This is a genomic window from Paenibacillus anseongensis, assembly GCF_009757995.1.
In the GTDB taxonomy this organism is placed as follows: domain Bacteria; phylum Bacillota; class Bacilli; order Paenibacillales; family NBRC-103111; genus Paenibacillus_E; species Paenibacillus_E chondroitinus.
The window spans coordinates 42,965-58,408 of record NZ_WSEM01000008.1; the positions used below are offsets into that span (position 1 = coordinate 42,965).

Here is a 15,444-nt window from a genome sequence, read left to right on the forward strand (position 1 = left end):
CGCTCTACCCCCCGCGTTTACTGATCACGTCGCCGCCTAATATTTTCACGTAGATCGTACAAATAATAGCAATACATATAAAGACAATGACTGCCAGTGCCGAACCAGCACCAAAGTCTAGTTCAGAGAACATCGTTTTGTAGGCGTAAATCGACAAGGATTCCGTGGAGTTGGCCGGCCCCCCTCCAGTTAAGACGTAGATAAGATCAAAAACACGGAACGCGTCCAATGTACGGAACATAAGGGCTACGAGGAACGTCGTTTTGAGAGATGGCAAAGTAATATGTATAAACTGCTTCCACTTATTGGCTCCATCCATTTGTGCAGCTTCGTATAATGAACTTGAAATCGTCTGAAGACCCGCTAGCAAAAGCAGCGCAACAAATGGCGCCGTTTTCCATGTATCTGCCAAAACGATAGAGAACAGAGCTCCCTGCTTGGTCGATAGCAGCGTGCTCATATCGGAAATGAGACCGATTTCTGCAAAAAACTTGGCAACCACGCCATTTTGTCCATCATAGAGGAAATGCCAAATCATCGCCGATATGGCTGTTGGCGTCGCCCAAGGGATTAATACGGCTGCACGCACGAGACCTCTGCCACGGAATGTACGATTGATCAGAATCGCAATCAGCAGGCCGAGGAGCATCTCCATCGTTACGGCATATATCGTGAACAGCGAGGTATTTCCAAGAGAATGCCATAAACGGGCATCCGTCATGAACCGCTTATAATGTCCCAAACCAACAAAATTCGGTTTAATAAAAGAATCTTGAAGCGCTTTGGTTAAGCCGATCGCATCATCCGGCCGTTGTAAAACTCCGGTTTCCTTTAGTTGAAGTAAACTTTTCCGCATCTCGTCCAGACTCGTTTGAACACGTTCAGCCTTTTGATTGTTTAATGGCATGTATTTCAATTCATCTGGAACCGGTTTGAAATCATACAGAAGCTTGGCGATCTCTTCGTATCTGGCATTTAGAGAAGCATCGCTCTCCATCTCTTTCTTTATCTGATTCGCCTGCTCTTTGAGCGGTTGCAGCTTCGTTTTCAATTCCTCATTGGCTGAAGCCTCTTTATCGAATGTTCGCAGCAATATGGGTAAATTCTGCGTATATCTCTCCATATCCAAGGCATAGGTCGAATGAATTTCACTACGCATTGGGTCGTTCAAACGGACATCATATAAACTGATCCACATGGAGCGGAGTACAGGCCATATAGCAATTGCGGCAATCAAGATGGCAGCGGGCAAAATAAATAGATAGGCAAGCTTAGCTTCTCTGGTCAATTTGCTTCGTTTGTTGCGATTAAACATCCGGGATATCACCTGCCTTAGTCACATCATGAGCGAATAAAAGCAAAAGAAGGGTCACACCATGGTCGGAAGACCCCTCTCTACTGGTTCTTACTTACTGACAGCTTGCTTGATCTGATTTTCCAAATTGGCAAGCGTCTGTTCCGGCGTCTGCTCGCCAGCTATCGCCTTGGAAACTTCCACCTGAATGACACTGGAAATCTTAGCGTATTGAGGTGTAATCGTACGTGGAATAGCACTTCCCAGACTGTTTACAAAATCACGGCTAGCGAATAATGGGCTTGCCTTTTGAACATCTGCGTCATCAAACAATGGTAAATAGGTTGGCGTTTGTGTGCTGTTCACGGCAATTATTTTTTCCCCTTCAGCACTTACCGCGAATTTCAAGAATTCCCATGCTTCCTTCGGATGCTTCGAATATTTATTGATTGCTGCCAACCAACCACCTAGCGCTGCAGCTGAGCGGGCATCTCCCGCCGGTAGAGGAGCAATACCTACATTACCTACGACTTTTGATACCTTTGGATCGTTGGCTTGTGCATAGAGTGCCGGCCAATGACGGGCGAATACGGCGCTGCCTTCGATAAAGGCATTCAATGTTTCTTTTTCAGTAAAGGTATTCAGGTTCGACGGAACGGCCGATGACTTCGAAATTTGAATGAGTTTTTTCAATCCTTTCAGAGCCTCGGGACTATTGACTACGACATTCCCCTTGTCATCGATGATATTCCCACCGTAAGAAGCGACAAGTTCCGTGAAGCTCACAGCCAAACCTTCATATTGCTTAGCCTGAGTGACGAAGCCGTATTTCGTACCGCCTTGGCCTTTCAATTGTTCAGCTTGTTTGAGCAGATCATCCCATGTTTTCGGTACTTCTTTCACCAAATCTTTCCGGTAGTATAATAGCCCCGCGTTATTGTAACGAGGAAGTGCCCATTGCTGACCGTTAAAGTAACCAGCGTCAATGCCACCTTTTAAATATTTGCTTGTTTCAATCTTATCTCCCTCAATGAAACGGTCAAGGGGCAGCAGAAACCCAGCTTGCGCAAATTCAGCAGGCCAAACGACATCAAGGTTGACAACATCTATTTCAGCAGATTTTCCGCCCAAAATCGTGACAAGCTGATCATGCATTTGCGATGAATCGTTAGGAAATTCGCGTACTTCAACCTCAATGTTTGGATGCTTGGCTTGAAAAGCAGCGATCAACTTCTTCGTTCCCTCTGTTTGATCCGCTCCTTGGCTAAAAACAATTTTCACCTTTTCATTGGATGGTGATTGAGATTCGGCTGCCTTGGCGGTTTCTTTGGGCTGATCTTTCGAAGGCTCCGATTGGTTCCCGGAAGTGCTGCTTCCGCACGCGCTCAGTGCCATAATTAATGATAGTAACAGTGCCGTATTCGTTGCTGCTTTTTTCAACATATGTATAACCTCCTGATGTTGTTTTTTATAATAATTCATCTGACTTGAATTTCTGAAAAGCTTTTCAGAGAATACCGGGAAACAGATCAACCGAATCCCTTTCCCACGAGATACCCTTTTATTGCTTTAAGTTATACACGGTCTCTCGCTCTTCAATCCAATGAGTCATATAGGTCCTCAGCTCTTCCAATGGCTCGCCATTAATCATACGATCCAGCTTCCGAATGACCAATTGCCCCATTTCATACAAGGGCTGAGCGACTGTTGTCAGTTTAGGAAAACACATTCCCGCCATCCTTGTATTGTCAAAGCCGATGACTGATATGTCATCTGGCACTTTAATGTTGTTTTCATGCAGATAGGATATGCACCCGAGTGCTCTTTCATCGCTTGTCGCAAAAACCGCCGTCATGTCCGGAAATTTCTTATGCAGTCTTTTGACAGCCTCGTACCCGTCACTAAAATGATAATTCCCATACTCGATACATGTATCGGGATTAAGATCAATGCCATGTGTTCTTAATGCTCGAAGAAACCCTTGAATTCTTGGCAGCCCTGAGATTGGATCGAGCATAGAGCCGCTAATCATCCCAATGTGGCGATGCCCTTGGCGGATCAAGTATTCGGTTGCATCAAATGCAGCCTGCTCGTCATTCACTTTTACGGAAGGAATCTCATACTCCAGGCTATGAGTGGCTGCAAGTACAATAGGTACTCCCAGTTGCTTAAAAAGTTCATAGCTGTCTGGAAAAACAGGCTCACTCGTAAAAATAATGCCATCGATTTGTTTTTCACTTAATACTTTAAAGCTGGCATTCCTTTGGTTCTGATTGTTATCTGTGTTACAGATAATTAAATTATTGCCACTCTCTCTCGCAGCATCTTCCATCCCTTTAATCAATTCCGCATAAAATAAGTTGGAGATATCCGGGATAAGAACGCCTAACGTCTGGGTGCGCTTGTGAATTAATCCGCGTGCTAGCGCATTGGGCGTATAATTCAACTCTTTGATCGCTTCCAAGATCTTATCACGCTTGTCCTTAGCTACAATCTCAGGGTTATTTAGTACTCGTGAAACTGTACTTATGGAAACATTGGCTTTTTTGGCCACATCTTTAATCGTCGATTTCATCTTAATCACCTGTAAGTTGTTGTGAAAAGCTTTTCATTTATCATATCAAAGCTATCCGGATTGTTCCACAACATATTTTCAGCGGATATCAGATAAACACTCAACTATTATACTTGGTTTAATAAGAATATCAATAGGTTATACGAATTTCATGAAAACGGAGCCTGCAAAATAAGCGCGGCTCCGTTTATCCGATTGAAACTTGCATTTTATCATGCGCTGTACCACTTCGTTTCATTCCTAGAATGCGAGGTTTCCGCAAACTGACTGCTCGGATACGGAAGCTCGTAGTGATCACGAAGGGTTGTACCCGTATACTCCGTTCGGAACAGTCCTCTGCGCTGCAGCTCGGGAACGACGAGGTCCAAGAAATCCTCCAGCCCGCCTGCCATCAGCTGCGGCATAATATTGAAGCCGTCGGCAGCACCATTCTGGAACCAATGCTCCATCACATCGGCAATTTGCTGAGGCGTGCCGGTTATTGTCCGATGACCGCGCCCTCCGGCCAGGCGTTCCAACACCTGGCGCAGCGTCAGATTCTCGCGATGAGCCATCTCGACAATCAAGCTGGTGCGGCTTTGATGGCCTCTCACTTCTTCAACCGGAAGCTGTGGCATCGGGCCGTCCAATGGATAACCCGTCAGATCAAAGCCGATTCGATTGGATAGCATCAACAAGCTGTGAGCCGGGTTAGAGAGCTCCACGAGCTTAGCTTCCTTCTCTTTGGCTTCCTCCTCGGTGCGCCCGATAATCGGGCAAATTCCCGGCAGGATGACGATATGTTCCGGCAACCGATTCAGCTGAACCGCCCGCTGCTTCATATCTCTGTAGAACGACTCCGCTTCTTCAAAAGTTTGCTGAGCCGTGAAAATCGCCTCCGCATACTCCGCAGCGAAATGTCTGCCATTCTGCGAAGAACCGGCTTGGACGAGCAGCGGCCGCCCCTGTGGTCCACGAGATATGTTCAGCGGCCCCTTCACGGAAAAGTGATCCCCTTTATGGTTAAGCTCATGAACCTTGGAACTATCGGCAAAAACGCCTGCTTCCTTGTCTCTTACAAGGGCATCGTCTTCCCAGCTATCCCACAACTTCGTAGCTACGTCCAAAAACTCCCTCGCTCGCTCATAACGCGCAGCATGTTCCGGGATTTGCTCATAATTGAAATTTTGCGCTTCCGCATCCGTTCCGGATGTAATGATGTTCCAACCGGCGCGGCCGCGGCTAAGATGGTCGAGTGAGGCAAACCTCCGAGCCAGATTAAACGGCTCGTTGAAGCTCGTGGACACAGTCGCGATCAGCCCGATTCGCTGCGTGACCACGGCAAGTGCCGACAGAAGCGTCAGCGGTTCATACCCGCCGATCGCCCCATACTTGGCCGCGTTTGGACTGGTCGCGACCCGGTCCGCAAAAAACAGCGAATCCAGCTTCGCTGCTTCCGCTTTTGCAGCCAGGCGCTGGTACAAGGAGAAATCAAGCAGCTGATCGAGGTTCGACTGCGGATGCCGCCAAGCAGCCTCATGGTGTCCCATCGGGGAAACGAACAAGTTCAGATGAAGTTGACGTTGTTTTTTGCTCATAACGATACCACCTTATGTGTGAAATTAGAAAAAGCTCCCGACTAAGGACAACCGCACATGGAACTTGTACGGAGACCTTATGTTAGGGAGCCTTTGGTTAACCAATTGGCTGATAACGATAATTCTCATAATTTTACAACAGTTAATCCGATTATACAAGTGGGATAAATGAGTTTTGGTTTGGGCATATAAATAGGGGAATAGTAAATTAGTCGTACAGATCTCATACAAGCAATTAAATTAAGAAGGCTAGGTGTAATAGGTGGAAAATAAAAAGTGGGACCTTGTATCAATTGCTTCTATACCACTTATTATGACACTAGGAAATTCAATGCTTATCCCTGTGCTGCCCTCCATTCGCAGCAAATTAGGAATAACGTCTCTCCAGGTGAGCTTATTGATAACGATCTACTCCGCCGTAGCCATCCTACTTATCCCTGTTGCCGGTTACCTCTCCGATCGCTTTGGCAGGAAGATCATTATTATCCCGAGTCTGATCGTTACTGGAATTGGCGGGCTAATTTGTGGTTTAGGCGCTTGGTGGATCGAAAATCCTTACTTGGTTATCATGTTAGGCCGATTCTTGCAAGGCATAGGTGCAGCAGGTGCTTTTCCAATCGTGCTGCCGCTTGTTGGCGATATTTTCAAAAAAGAAAGTGATGTAAGCAGCAGTCTGGGCGTCGTGGAGACCGCGAATACCTTTGGCAAAGTTCTTAGCCCCATACTGGGATCTGCCCTTGCCTTAATGGTATGGTTTGCTCCCTTTCTTGCCATTCCGGTTCTTTGTGTGATTTCCGCTATATTAGTAGCCTTTCTGGTCAAATCGCCTGGTAAAAAGAAAGACGAAAAGGTCACCTTTGCCCAATTTCGAACCCATTTGAAACAAATTTTCATCGATAACGGGAAATGGTTATTGGCCATTTTTGCTATCGGATGTATATGTATGCTCGCTATCTTCGGAACGTTGTTTTACCTGTCTGACACGCTTGAGGATGAATACCATGCGAAAGGGATCATTAAAGGCTGTATTCTAGCAATCCCATCGGCTGCCTTGTGCATAGCCTCATTCATTACCGGTAAACGAATTGGTAAAAATAAAATGCTGATGAAATGGATCACATTTGGCGGAATCACCTTAGCTGCCGCTAGTTTTATCATAAGTGGTATGCTGCATGGCATCTCTTGGCTAATAGGTTTAATTAGTGTGGGAGGAATCGGAATCGGCGTAACCTTGCCATGTATGGATGCTATGATCACGGAAGGCATTGATAAGAGTGAGCGCGGAACCATCACTTCGATTTATAGCTCCATGCGATTTATTGGTGTGGCGATTGGTCCTCCTCTTGCTGCCATCCTGGTGAAAATCTCACCTCACTTTATGTTCTATACGATTACCGGGTTTTGTGTGCTTGCGGCTGTTTTGGCTTTATTTACGATAAAGCCTGATCCGGATGGGAGCGCGGCTTAATTGAAAAAGGCAGCCGATTTATCGTCGACTGCCTTCCTGTTTTAATTAAACTGCCAGCAGCTTAAGCTCAAATTGCCATACTGATAGCTGCGATGAAGCAGCTTCGCCTGACGATTGGAGTCCCCGGTTCCCATCGCGAGAAGCAACGGGATAAAGTGTTCGCTCGTCGGCACGGCTTCCTGGGCGAAAGGCGCAAGTTCGCGATACTGAAACAACGCTTCCGTGTCCCATGCCTCAAGCTTGTTTTGGAGCCAGCTGTCGAACTGCTCTGCCCACTCATCAATACCACCAGACCGCCAATTCAATTTTCTCAAATTGTGGACGGTGCCGCCGCTGCCGATAATGAGAACATCCTGCTCTCTGAGCGCTGCCAATGCTTTACCAATTTGATATTGCTGTTCGTTAGGCAAATTCCGGTTCACGGATAAAGCGACGACCGGAATGTCCGCATCAGGATACAGCAGCTTCAATACAGCCCAAGCCCCGTGGTCGAGTCCTCGCTGCTCGTTTCGAACATTTTGAATGCCTTGCTGCTCAAACAGCTTTTGAATCTGTTCTACCAGAGAGCGGTCACTTTTGGCCGGATACGTCATTTGATAAAGTTCATCCTGGAACCCGCCAAAATCATAAATGGTTTCATACGTTTCAGCAGCACTTACACTCTGCACCGTTTCCTCCCAATGAGCGGAAAAAAGGACAATCGCTTTAGGTTTAGGTGTATGCTCCTTAAAGTGCTTTAACAGTTGTGTATATGCGTTATCCTCAAGCACAATCGACGGCGCGCCATGCGCGAAAAAATAGGAAGGCATCATGCCTCTTCACACTCCTTTGTAGTCATTTTTAAGCCAATTTAGAAAATCAAGCTGGTTTTCTTCCGATACGCCATGGTCCGTAGGATATAAATGAAACGTTAAGCGCGGCGTCTGATCTTGGAAATACGCTGCAGACTCATGGCCAATCCGAACAGGAAAAATGGAGTCGTACTCGCCATGCGAGAGAAATACGGATACTTCCTTCACGCTTTTCAAAGCATACTCAGTCTTCACAAAATCAGGAATGTACCCGTTCAGCGCAACGATCCCCTTCAACTGATCACCCATCGTAAGCGCAAGCGACATCGATAAGATCGCACCTTGGCTAAAGCCCAGCAAATAACGTTTGCTCCGGTCGATCGGATACTTTTCTGTTGCATATTGAATGAATGCTTCAAGGTTTTTTATCGCTTCGTCAAACATCTCCCGAATGGGATTTCCTAAACTTTTCAAACTATAGTACTGATAACCCGAGCCAAGAGGTAAATTGCCGCGAATGCCGATAATAATGAAGTCGTCAGCTAGCGGAGCGACCAGGCTAAACATATTTTTCTCGTTGGAGCCTTTGCCATGCAAAGTAAAAATGACAGGGTATTTTTTGCCTGGGTCTATATTCGCTGGTACATGCACATCATATGGATACACCGGATTCATCATAATCCTCCTTTGTTGTATGTTACGCGCTATGTTTTCTCATAATAAACCTGTCGACTGAAAGTGGAGACATGTCTGCGACAACTAAGTATAACGAAATCAACAGAAAGCCGAGATCAAGCTCGTAGCCTGGCGATTGTGCATTGCCAAGAAGTCCAACGGAAAGCTTCGCGGTAATAATCGCGCCGATTAGCATCAATACGAACAAACCTGATACATAACGTGTAAACAATCCCACAAGGAGCATAATTCCGCCCACAAGCTCAAGCCCCGCAACCGCATAGGCCATAAATCCAGGAATACCGATAGAACTGAACCATCCTTCTACATTGCTTAGTCCCATTTGAAACTTGGCAATTCCGTGGGAGATAAAAATAATTCCCATTAACACACGCATAATCATCGAAACAAATGCTGTTTTTGTCATTCTAATTATCCTCTCCTTAAAATATAAGTAATATAAAATTAAAGTTTATATGAGTAATTTAATATACTACACCCTAGCATGTCAACAGAAATTTTGCTAATATGTAATTAAGTTTTGTATTACTAATATTTAATGCGAGGTGCTGTCGGGATGGACATCGGCTCAACGATACGGGCTATTCGAAAGCGCAAGAATATTACGATTGCCCAAATTTGTGAAGAAACCGGCTTATCACAAGGCTTCATGAGCCAGCTTGAAACGAACAAAACTTCCCCCTCCATTTCTACACTTGAAAATATCGCACAGGTTCTAAAGGTACCTTTGGCTTATTTGCTCTTGAAGAAAGAGGATCGCATGCATATTGTCCGCAAGGATGAGCGAAGAATTACGACAAGTGGTTCTGACCATTTGAAGGTGGAGCATTTGAGCTCTACAAAAAATGTCAGGATGATGTTGGTCGAATTTCCTGTGGGTGCCTCAACGGGAGAGTTGCCTCATGCTCACGAAGGTGAGGAGGTTCATGTCGTTATCAAAGGAAGAGTGCATGCGGAGCAGGGTGAAGATGCGGCAGAATTCGGAGAAGGCGATTCGTTCAGTTGGAACGCCTGCACGCCTCATGTGGTGAGAAACATAGGAGATGACATCGCAATCGTGCTGATCTCTATTTATACAGAGACTGACGGTGGACGAGAGTTTATTTAAAAAAGCCCTCAAACCTAGCTTACAGCCAGGTTTGGGGGCTTTCTTTTTCATTAGACCAATGCCGCTAATACTGCTTTCGGCAATTTGCAGACTACACTGTAAGCGGGGTTGAACATGTTCGCAATTTCATATTCAACGGCTTGCCCCATCAACAAGCTGGCTTCCGAAGAGGTTAAGCCGCAATCTTCCTGCAGCAGCCGTAACATCTCGGTCGTTGCATGTTGAAGCGCCTGATCAAGCGGCCGTGCGTTGCCGATACAAAACCAAAACGTGTCGGTTTCGCCCCGCGGCCAGCTGATCGTTTTACCCTTTTGAACGCTGACTGTGAACCTAACATCCATGGATATTTCGAGACCTGTGCCGATGATTTCTCCATCACCTTGCAAAGCATGACCATCACCCAAATAAAACAACGCGCCTTCAGCCGACACTGGAAAATAGACGGTAGTGCCTGCGACCAGACCTTTGTAGTCCATGTTTCCGCCGTATTCGCCACTTGTAGCCGTTGAGATGAACTGCCCTTTGGAGGGGGCAACACCAAAACAACCTAAAAAAGGCCGCAGAGGCAGCTTCAATTGGGCCAGTCCCGGCGTTGGCTCCTTCAAATATGCAACTCCCTGAGCGACATCCACCGTCCAATGCACGATTTCCGATGCCGGCAATGTAGCCGCAACAGCTGGATCAATAACGGCTGGAGCAAGCATATTGGTTGTCCATGCCCACTCTCGGTTCGGTGTTATGGACTCGAATCGAATCGCTAGCGTATCGCCGGGCATCGCCCCTTCGACATAGAAAGGACCTGTCATCGGATTCCCGCGATCTGCTGCACTTTCACCATTTTGGTCCCAGCCTCTCGCATCAACTGTTGAGGTAATGACCGTATCCCCATCATGCACCGTCAATACAGGGGGATGACTGCCCATTGTATGATAATAAAGCTGAGGGTTGAACGTATGAATCATGGCTACTCCTCCATCTCGATAGGATCAACTATTGATTCGACAGTTGTTATAATTTTCCTACTCGGTGCGCCACAATTAGGGGAACTCGGTTCCCTTATTTCAGACAAAACGCGGCATATCAGGGCCTCAGGGGAACTACAGGGTCCTATTTCGTCTCAAACGTGCTGCTTTCCTCCAGAGAACAGCAAAATAGCGTCTCTTAGTTCCCTTTCCCTGATCCAAGTGGCGGATTTAGTTTAAATAGTGCCCCGTAGTTCCCCTCCCTCGCCAACGACACACCCTTGAGGAACGACCGTCCCCGCCAGATGCACCAAAGTCAGCTACCCACCAACGTTTTAGCTTCTAACAAATGCCATAACAAGCTCTTTTGAACATGCATTCTATTCTCAGCCTGCTGATAAATAATAGAGTGCTCCGACTCAATCAAATCCTCTTCGATTTCATAGCCGGGATGAATGGGCATATCGTGCATGATGTAAGGAGAATATCCGCTTAAATTTTGCTTATTAATTTGAAATGGCATCATGGTGCGAATCCTTCTATTTTTCTCCTCCTGATAGTCGGCATCATAAAAATGCTCCATATCAACCCAAGTGTCGGTATAAATAAAATCCGTTCTGCTAATAGCCTCAGACATACTGCTCAAAGTTTCAACGCATCCACTTGCATAAGCCGTACGCATCAGTTCTTCATCCCATGATGCTTCATTCACGATCGGAGTTATTAAGAGCAGTTTAATGCCTAACGTCACACAACCTGCTACCAGGGAATTTGCAACATTATTATGGATCCCTACATAGGTTAAAGTTACGCCATCAAAGCTGCCTTTTACTTCGTAGATCGTCATCAAATCAGCTAATGCCTGACACGGGTGGTATTTATCACAGCATCCATTAATGACAGGGACACTCGAATATTTCGCTAACTCCAGTAAATCAGCATGCTTCTTTAAACGAGCCATGATAACATCACAGTTTCTTGAGGCATAACGAACTTCATACTGAATTGGGGATAGGCTAAAATTACTCGAATCCCAATCCATGGTTACAGCGTAACCGCCCATTTGGTTTATGCCAGACTGGAAGGATAAATTGGTTCGGGTCGAAGTTTTCTGAAAAAGCATGAATAGCCCTTTTCTTTCGCATGAGTGGTAAAAATCAGTTGGATTGCGCTTGATTTCAATCCCCTTTTGAATAATGGCTGACAAGGTTTCCTTGTCGAGTTCTTTTAAAGACAATAAATGAGGAGTCACGCGATCACCGTCCTGTATATTAATACATAAAAATGAATATAAATTCATTCTATTGCAGGAATAAACCGGTGTCAACGGTTGGATCATTACATTTCAACCCTATTCATTCCCGTCATCGGCGACTGCAAATGAAATCAACATCCCGCAGTCTCAAAAATCACCGGCTGATCCCCCCGCTTCATTTTAACCGAATAGTAGTTCTCCCCTAGTGGAGACCTCACAACGTGCCCACCAGTAACTGTGCTGGTGCGCACCCAATCCGGCAGCTTGATGACGGTATCCGTCTCCCCGTCTGCAATCAGCTCCGCTCGGAACATCCCTGACTCGGTGTCCCACTCCATAGCGACTTTGCCCGTATGAAATCTCCAACGGGATAATTTCCCTCGCTTCAATCTTCCGGGCAGCGCAGGCAGCAGCTTGATAATTCCCGGCGATACCTGGAGCAGCATCTCTTGAATGGCGTTCACCCAACCCAGATTGGCATCGAGCTGCACGGGCGCCGTCGGCATGTTCATCGACAGCCCCATCCCCCGCCAATCATTATGCAGCGTGAACAAGTTGGGCAGCAGGCTGGCTCTCGACATCATATCCAGGCAGTCCAGCGAGCCGTCACCATCGCCAAAACGAGCATAAATCGCGGCCATGTGCGCGAATGACCAACCGGTTTGCGCCCCAATTTCACGTTTTCTCACTGCCGTCTCAAAAGCTTGAAACAGGGCGGAATCCGTCTCCCTGGTCACTTCGTGCCCTGGAAATACAGGGTACAGATGTGACAAATGCCTGTGAGCATACCGGTCCTCGAAGTCTGTATGCACCCACTCGCTCACCGCTCCGTCACCGTTCACCCGATAAGCAGGCAGACGATCCAACATCTCCTGCCATTCCTCAACTTCCTTCCGGTCATCCCCAACCGCTTGAACCGCCTCTATCAAATGCCGCAACAATTCCTTCAAAATGGCGATATCCATCGTCGCATTTATCGCTGTAGGCATCGGATGCGCCAGCGGCTTGCCGTCCTTCGGCATGTAATTGAGCGGTGTATTTTCCGGTGATACAGAAGGGTAAATCTTGTATTGGCCACTTTCGTCAAGGACAAGGAAATCTTTATAAAATTGCAGGGCTTCTCTCATGAACGGCAGCGCTCGCTCTTCCAGGAAGCCGGCTTCTTGCGTAAACTTAGCGTACTCAACATAATGTTGTGCCAACCATCCAGCCGCTCCCGTCCAGTTTAAAATAACCGGTACGATTTGACTGGGAACTCCTACGCCTGCTGTCGTGCCTGCTGGTATGTAGATTCCCCGGCAGCGGTACAGCTTGCGGGCATTATCGCGGAAATCCTCAATCAGCGACTCGTAATACCGGAATAGCGAGGGAACCAGCTCGCTTAATCCACCGACATGCGCATGCCAATACATCATCTGGATGTTCTCGTTAGCCATGTTATGGCTCCAGACCAGACGATAGTCTCCTCCCCATAATCCATACAAACCGAAGGGCTCAGCTTCCTCCGCCGTTGAGGTGCCACTAAGGAATAGATACCTGCCGTAAGCCCACATTTTTCGGATGAGGGTCTCAGAAGCTTCTCCTTCATAGGCATCCAGCAGCAACCGCTCGTTCGAGCGCGAGTCCGGCTCTTCATCACCCAGAACAAGCTGCGCCGAGCGATAAAGCGGTCGATGCAGCGCGACATGCCGTTCCAGCAAGCTTTCATAAACAGCGCCAGCGCCCATTTCCTCATCACGAAGCAGATCGGCAAGCTCCAACTTCAAACGAGGCCAATCTTCCGCTCGCTTCCCATGTGTAAAAACTTTAACCAGCACAAGCACTCGGCTTGCTCCCGTGAAACGGATTGCGCCATCTGCTCCATCTGTTTGTCCGCCTTCCTGCACAACCCTCAGCACAGCGCCAAAATCGGTTCCATCATCGTTAGCTGCCGAATACCACGCATAAACTTCATCCGCCCCTGTTTCCACGGAGCTCTCCAGCTCCTTGAACTCCGGCGCATCCGCCCAGCGGTCGCTTGGATGAAGCTGCAGACCGATTTCTCCGGTTATGCCGCTCCCCCCTATTCCGTCAATCGCATATACGATGCAATTATCGGCACGGGAAACGAACAGCATCCGCTTATATCGGCAGTCCCCGTCCTTCCAAGCCACCGTTATTTCGCCGCTATCCATATCAAGCGTACGGCTGTATCCGCGAAAAGCCTGCTTGCTAGGCATCGTCAGACGGATGGCGGCCAGTGGAAATCGGGAGGCCAGCTTCGTCCCGTATCCCTGCTCTTTCAGGGCATTCGCCAGCTGCCAACTCGCTTCCTGATAGCGCCCCTCATCCATTAACTTCCGCGTCCGCTCAAGCGTGAAGCTGACATCGGGAAGCTCATCTCGCTGTCCCCAGTGCCACAACTTCGCATGGTTGAGTAGCACCGTCTCCTCCTGAACACCACCGAATACGGACGCGCCAAGCACGCCGTTGCCGGCAGGCAGTGCCTCGCGCCACATATTCCGCCACCAGGAGGCCGGGTAGCTCATCGTCAGCTGATCTTCGTTGCGATTTTCCAGTTGATCCGGCATCTCATTCCGCACACGACTCACGCAGCTGCTCCATCTCAAGCGTGGCAAGCAGCAGCGGAGCAACCCCCATCAACACATCGCTTACGATCGCTTCGCTCAAATAATACGCGTAAGAGCCGTCCCGGTATTTACGGCCGCCAAGGCCCGCACCATGACAAATCTGATGCAGATGCACACCCTGCTCATCTTCCGTCACAAAACGCTGCAGGATACCTTCATAAGCCCGTTCTACAACACTCCGGTCGATTTCCGCCAAATAGTGCAGCCTAATTCCCTTCGCAATCGCATAAGTCAGCATGCAGGAACCCGACGACTCCAGATAGTTCCCTTGCTGGCCATTGCAATCCATGACCTGGTACCAAACTCCGCTTTCTTGATCCTGCGCACGTACAACGCTATTGACCATCCTTTCAAAAATGCCCATGAGCTGTCCGCGTTTCGGGTGCCCGATTGGAAAATACTCAAGCGCATCCACCAGCGCCATGGCATACCAGCCCATGGCCCGACCCCATACATGTCTCGATTGGCCTGTTCCATTAGCGCACCACCGCTGCTCTTGGGTTTCGTCCCAGGCATGATGCAGCAAACCCGTTTGCGGATTGCGCGTATGCCGCTCGACCAGCAGCAACTGATGAGCGACCTCATCGAACCAGCTGTTGTCTTGGAAGGTGTGGGCATATTCAGCCATAAAGGGCGAAGACATATATAAGCCGTCCAACCACATTTGGAAGGGATATATTTTTTTATGCCAAAATCCACCTTCACTCGTACGGGGTTGACCGACAAGCTGAGTAATCAGCAAACGCGCCGCAGCCTCATATTTTGCTTCGCCTGTTTCCCTCCATAAACGGAAAAGGTTTTTTCCTTTATTAATATGATCAAGGTTGTAATCGTTAAGCTTGTAACCACGTATCGAGCCATCTTCTTGAATAAACACGTCCATATGCCGCTTGACGAAATCATGATATTTCGCATCGCCAGTCCAATCCCCCAGCTTATCGATGGCTGCTAGCGCCATTCCTGCGACATATCCCCATTGGTTGGCCATTTTCGGGTGGTAACCGTCTTGACTGTGCGACAAAATCGCTTCGCCGACCTTGACGGACATTCGTTCGATTTTCGTATTCAGCATGGAAGCCTTCATGGCT

13 protein-coding genes are annotated in these 15,444 nt (G+C 47.7%); 2 read left to right on the top strand and 11 right to left on the bottom strand.

Going from position 1 to position 15,444, the window contains the following annotated elements:
- Positions 1 to 4 precede the first annotated feature (4 nt).
- The 4 genes from GON05_RS08145 to GON05_RS08160 all read right to left on the bottom strand — a co-directional run bounded on the left by GON05_RS08145 (position 5) and on the right by GON05_RS08160 (position 5,446).
- Positions 5 to 1,315 (bottom strand): carbohydrate ABC transporter permease, encoded by a 1,311-nt coding sequence (locus GON05_RS08145; protein WP_157318645.1) that lies wholly within the window; start codon positions 1,313 to 1,315, stop codon positions 5 to 7.
- Positions 1,316 to 1,405: 90 nt separating this feature from the next.
- Positions 1,406 to 2,737 (bottom strand): ABC transporter substrate-binding protein, encoded by a 1,332-nt coding sequence (locus GON05_RS08150; RefSeq protein ID WP_157318646.1) that lies wholly within the window; start codon positions 2,735 to 2,737, stop codon positions 1,406 to 1,408.
- 118 nt (positions 2,738 to 2,855) lie between these two features.
- Positions 2,856 to 3,869, bottom strand: a complete 1,014-nt coding sequence (locus tag GON05_RS08155) for a LacI family DNA-binding transcriptional regulator (RefSeq protein WP_157318647.1) — start codon at positions 3,867 to 3,869, stop codon at positions 2,856 to 2,858.
- A gap of 212 nt (positions 3,870 to 4,081) precedes the next feature.
- Positions 4,082 to 5,446: an LLM class flavin-dependent oxidoreductase gene (locus GON05_RS08160; RefSeq protein WP_157318648.1), complete on the bottom strand. Its 1,365-nt coding sequence runs from the start codon at positions 5,444 to 5,446 to the stop codon at positions 4,082 to 4,084.
- A gap of 313 nt (positions 5,447 to 5,759) precedes the next feature.
- Here GON05_RS08160 and GON05_RS08165 point away from each other — a divergent pair, with 313 nt between their 5' ends.
- Positions 5,760 to 6,914: an MFS transporter gene (locus tag GON05_RS08165; RefSeq protein WP_157318649.1), complete on the top strand. Its 1,155-nt coding sequence runs from the start codon at positions 5,760 to 5,762 to the stop codon at positions 6,912 to 6,914.
- 41 nt (positions 6,915 to 6,955) lie between these two features.
- On the opposite strand, the gene GON05_RS08170 is transcribed toward GON05_RS08165, so the two are convergent.
- Genes GON05_RS08170 through GON05_RS08180 form a run of 3 tightly spaced genes read right to left on the bottom strand, consistent with a single transcriptional unit; the run spans position 6,956 to position 8,807 of the window.
- Positions 6,956 to 7,726: a DODA-type extradiol aromatic ring-opening family dioxygenase gene (locus tag GON05_RS08170; protein ID WP_157318650.1), complete on the bottom strand. Its 771-nt coding sequence runs from the start codon at positions 7,724 to 7,726 to the stop codon at positions 6,956 to 6,958.
- A gap of 6 nt (positions 7,727 to 7,732) precedes the next feature.
- On the bottom strand, positions 7,733 to 8,380 hold the full coding sequence (locus GON05_RS08175) for an alpha/beta hydrolase (RefSeq protein WP_157318651.1): 648 nt from the start codon (positions 8,378 to 8,380) through the stop codon (positions 7,733 to 7,735).
- Between the two features lie 22 nt (positions 8,381 to 8,402).
- Positions 8,403 to 8,807 (bottom strand): DoxX family protein, encoded by a 405-nt coding sequence (locus tag GON05_RS08180; RefSeq protein ID WP_157318652.1) that lies wholly within the window; start codon positions 8,805 to 8,807, stop codon positions 8,403 to 8,405.
- A 150-nt stretch (positions 8,808 to 8,957) separates the two neighbouring features.
- Here GON05_RS08180 and GON05_RS08185 point away from each other — a divergent pair, with 150 nt between their 5' ends.
- A complete protein-coding gene (locus GON05_RS08185) occupies positions 8,958 to 9,509 on the top strand; it encodes a helix-turn-helix domain-containing protein (protein ID WP_127458782.1) in 552 nt (183 codons plus the stop codon).
- 50 nt (positions 9,510 to 9,559) lie between these two features.
- Here GON05_RS08185 and GON05_RS08190 read toward each other — a convergent pair whose 3' ends face one another.
- From GON05_RS08190 to GON05_RS08205, 4 genes are all read right to left on the bottom strand, one after another.
- Positions 9,560 to 10,471: an acetamidase/formamidase family protein gene (locus GON05_RS08190; protein ID WP_157318653.1), complete on the bottom strand. Its 912-nt coding sequence runs from the start codon at positions 10,469 to 10,471 to the stop codon at positions 9,560 to 9,562.
- Between the two features lie 316 nt (positions 10,472 to 10,787).
- On the bottom strand, positions 10,788 to 11,810 hold the full coding sequence (locus GON05_RS08195) for an ornithine carbamoyltransferase (RefSeq protein ID WP_246238926.1): 1,023 nt from the start codon (positions 11,808 to 11,810) through the stop codon (positions 10,788 to 10,790).
- A 47-nt stretch (positions 11,811 to 11,857) separates the two neighbouring features.
- A complete protein-coding gene (locus tag GON05_RS08200) occupies positions 11,858 to 14,317 on the bottom strand; it encodes a glycosyl hydrolase family 95 catalytic domain-containing protein (protein ID WP_309491781.1) in 2,460 nt (819 codons plus the stop codon).
- Positions 14,298 to 15,440, bottom strand: a complete 1,143-nt coding sequence (locus GON05_RS08205; protein ID WP_157318654.1) for a glycoside hydrolase family 88/105 protein — start codon at positions 15,438 to 15,440, stop codon at positions 14,298 to 14,300. The genes GON05_RS08200 and GON05_RS08205 overlap by 20 nt, the downstream gene beginning before the upstream one ends.
- Positions 15,441 to 15,444 lie beyond the last annotated feature (4 nt).

Coding starts and splice junctions, on each gene's coding strand:
- GON05_RS08145 (WP_157318645.1), bottom strand. CDS start 1,315: ATGTTTAATCGCAACAAACGAAGCAAATTGACCAGAGAAGCTAAGCTT.
- GON05_RS08150 (WP_157318646.1), bottom strand. CDS start 2,737: ATGTTGAAAAAAGCAGCAACGAATACGGCACTGTTACTATCATTAATT.
- GON05_RS08155 (WP_157318647.1), bottom strand. CDS start 3,869: ATGAAATCGACGATTAAAGATGTGGCCAAAAAAGCCAATGTTTCCATA.
- GON05_RS08160 (WP_157318648.1), bottom strand. CDS start 5,446: ATGAGCAAAAAACAACGTCAACTTCATCTGAACTTGTTCGTTTCCCCG.
- GON05_RS08165 (WP_157318649.1), top strand. CDS start 5,760: ATGACACTAGGAAATTCAATGCTTATCCCTGTGCTGCCCTCCATTCGC.
- GON05_RS08170 (WP_157318650.1), bottom strand. CDS start 7,726: ATGATGCCTTCCTATTTTTTCGCGCATGGCGCGCCGTCGATTGTGCTT.
- GON05_RS08175 (WP_157318651.1), bottom strand. CDS start 8,380: ATGAATCCGGTGTATCCATATGATGTGCATGTACCAGCGAATATAGAC.
- GON05_RS08180 (WP_157318652.1), bottom strand. CDS start 8,807: ATGACAAAAACAGCATTTGTTTCGATGATTATGCGTGTGTTAATGGGA.
- GON05_RS08185 (WP_127458782.1), top strand. CDS start 8,958: ATGGACATCGGCTCAACGATACGGGCTATTCGAAAGCGCAAGAATATT.
- GON05_RS08190 (WP_157318653.1), bottom strand. CDS start 10,471: ATGATTCATACGTTCAACCCTCAGCTTTATTATCATACAATGGGCAGT.
- GON05_RS08195 (WP_246238926.1), bottom strand. CDS start 11,810: ATGATCCAACCGTTGACACCGGTTTATTCCTGCAATAGAATGAATTTA.
- GON05_RS08205 (WP_157318654.1), bottom strand. CDS start 15,440: ATGAAGGCTTCCATGCTGAATACGAAAATCGAACGAATGTCCGTCAAG.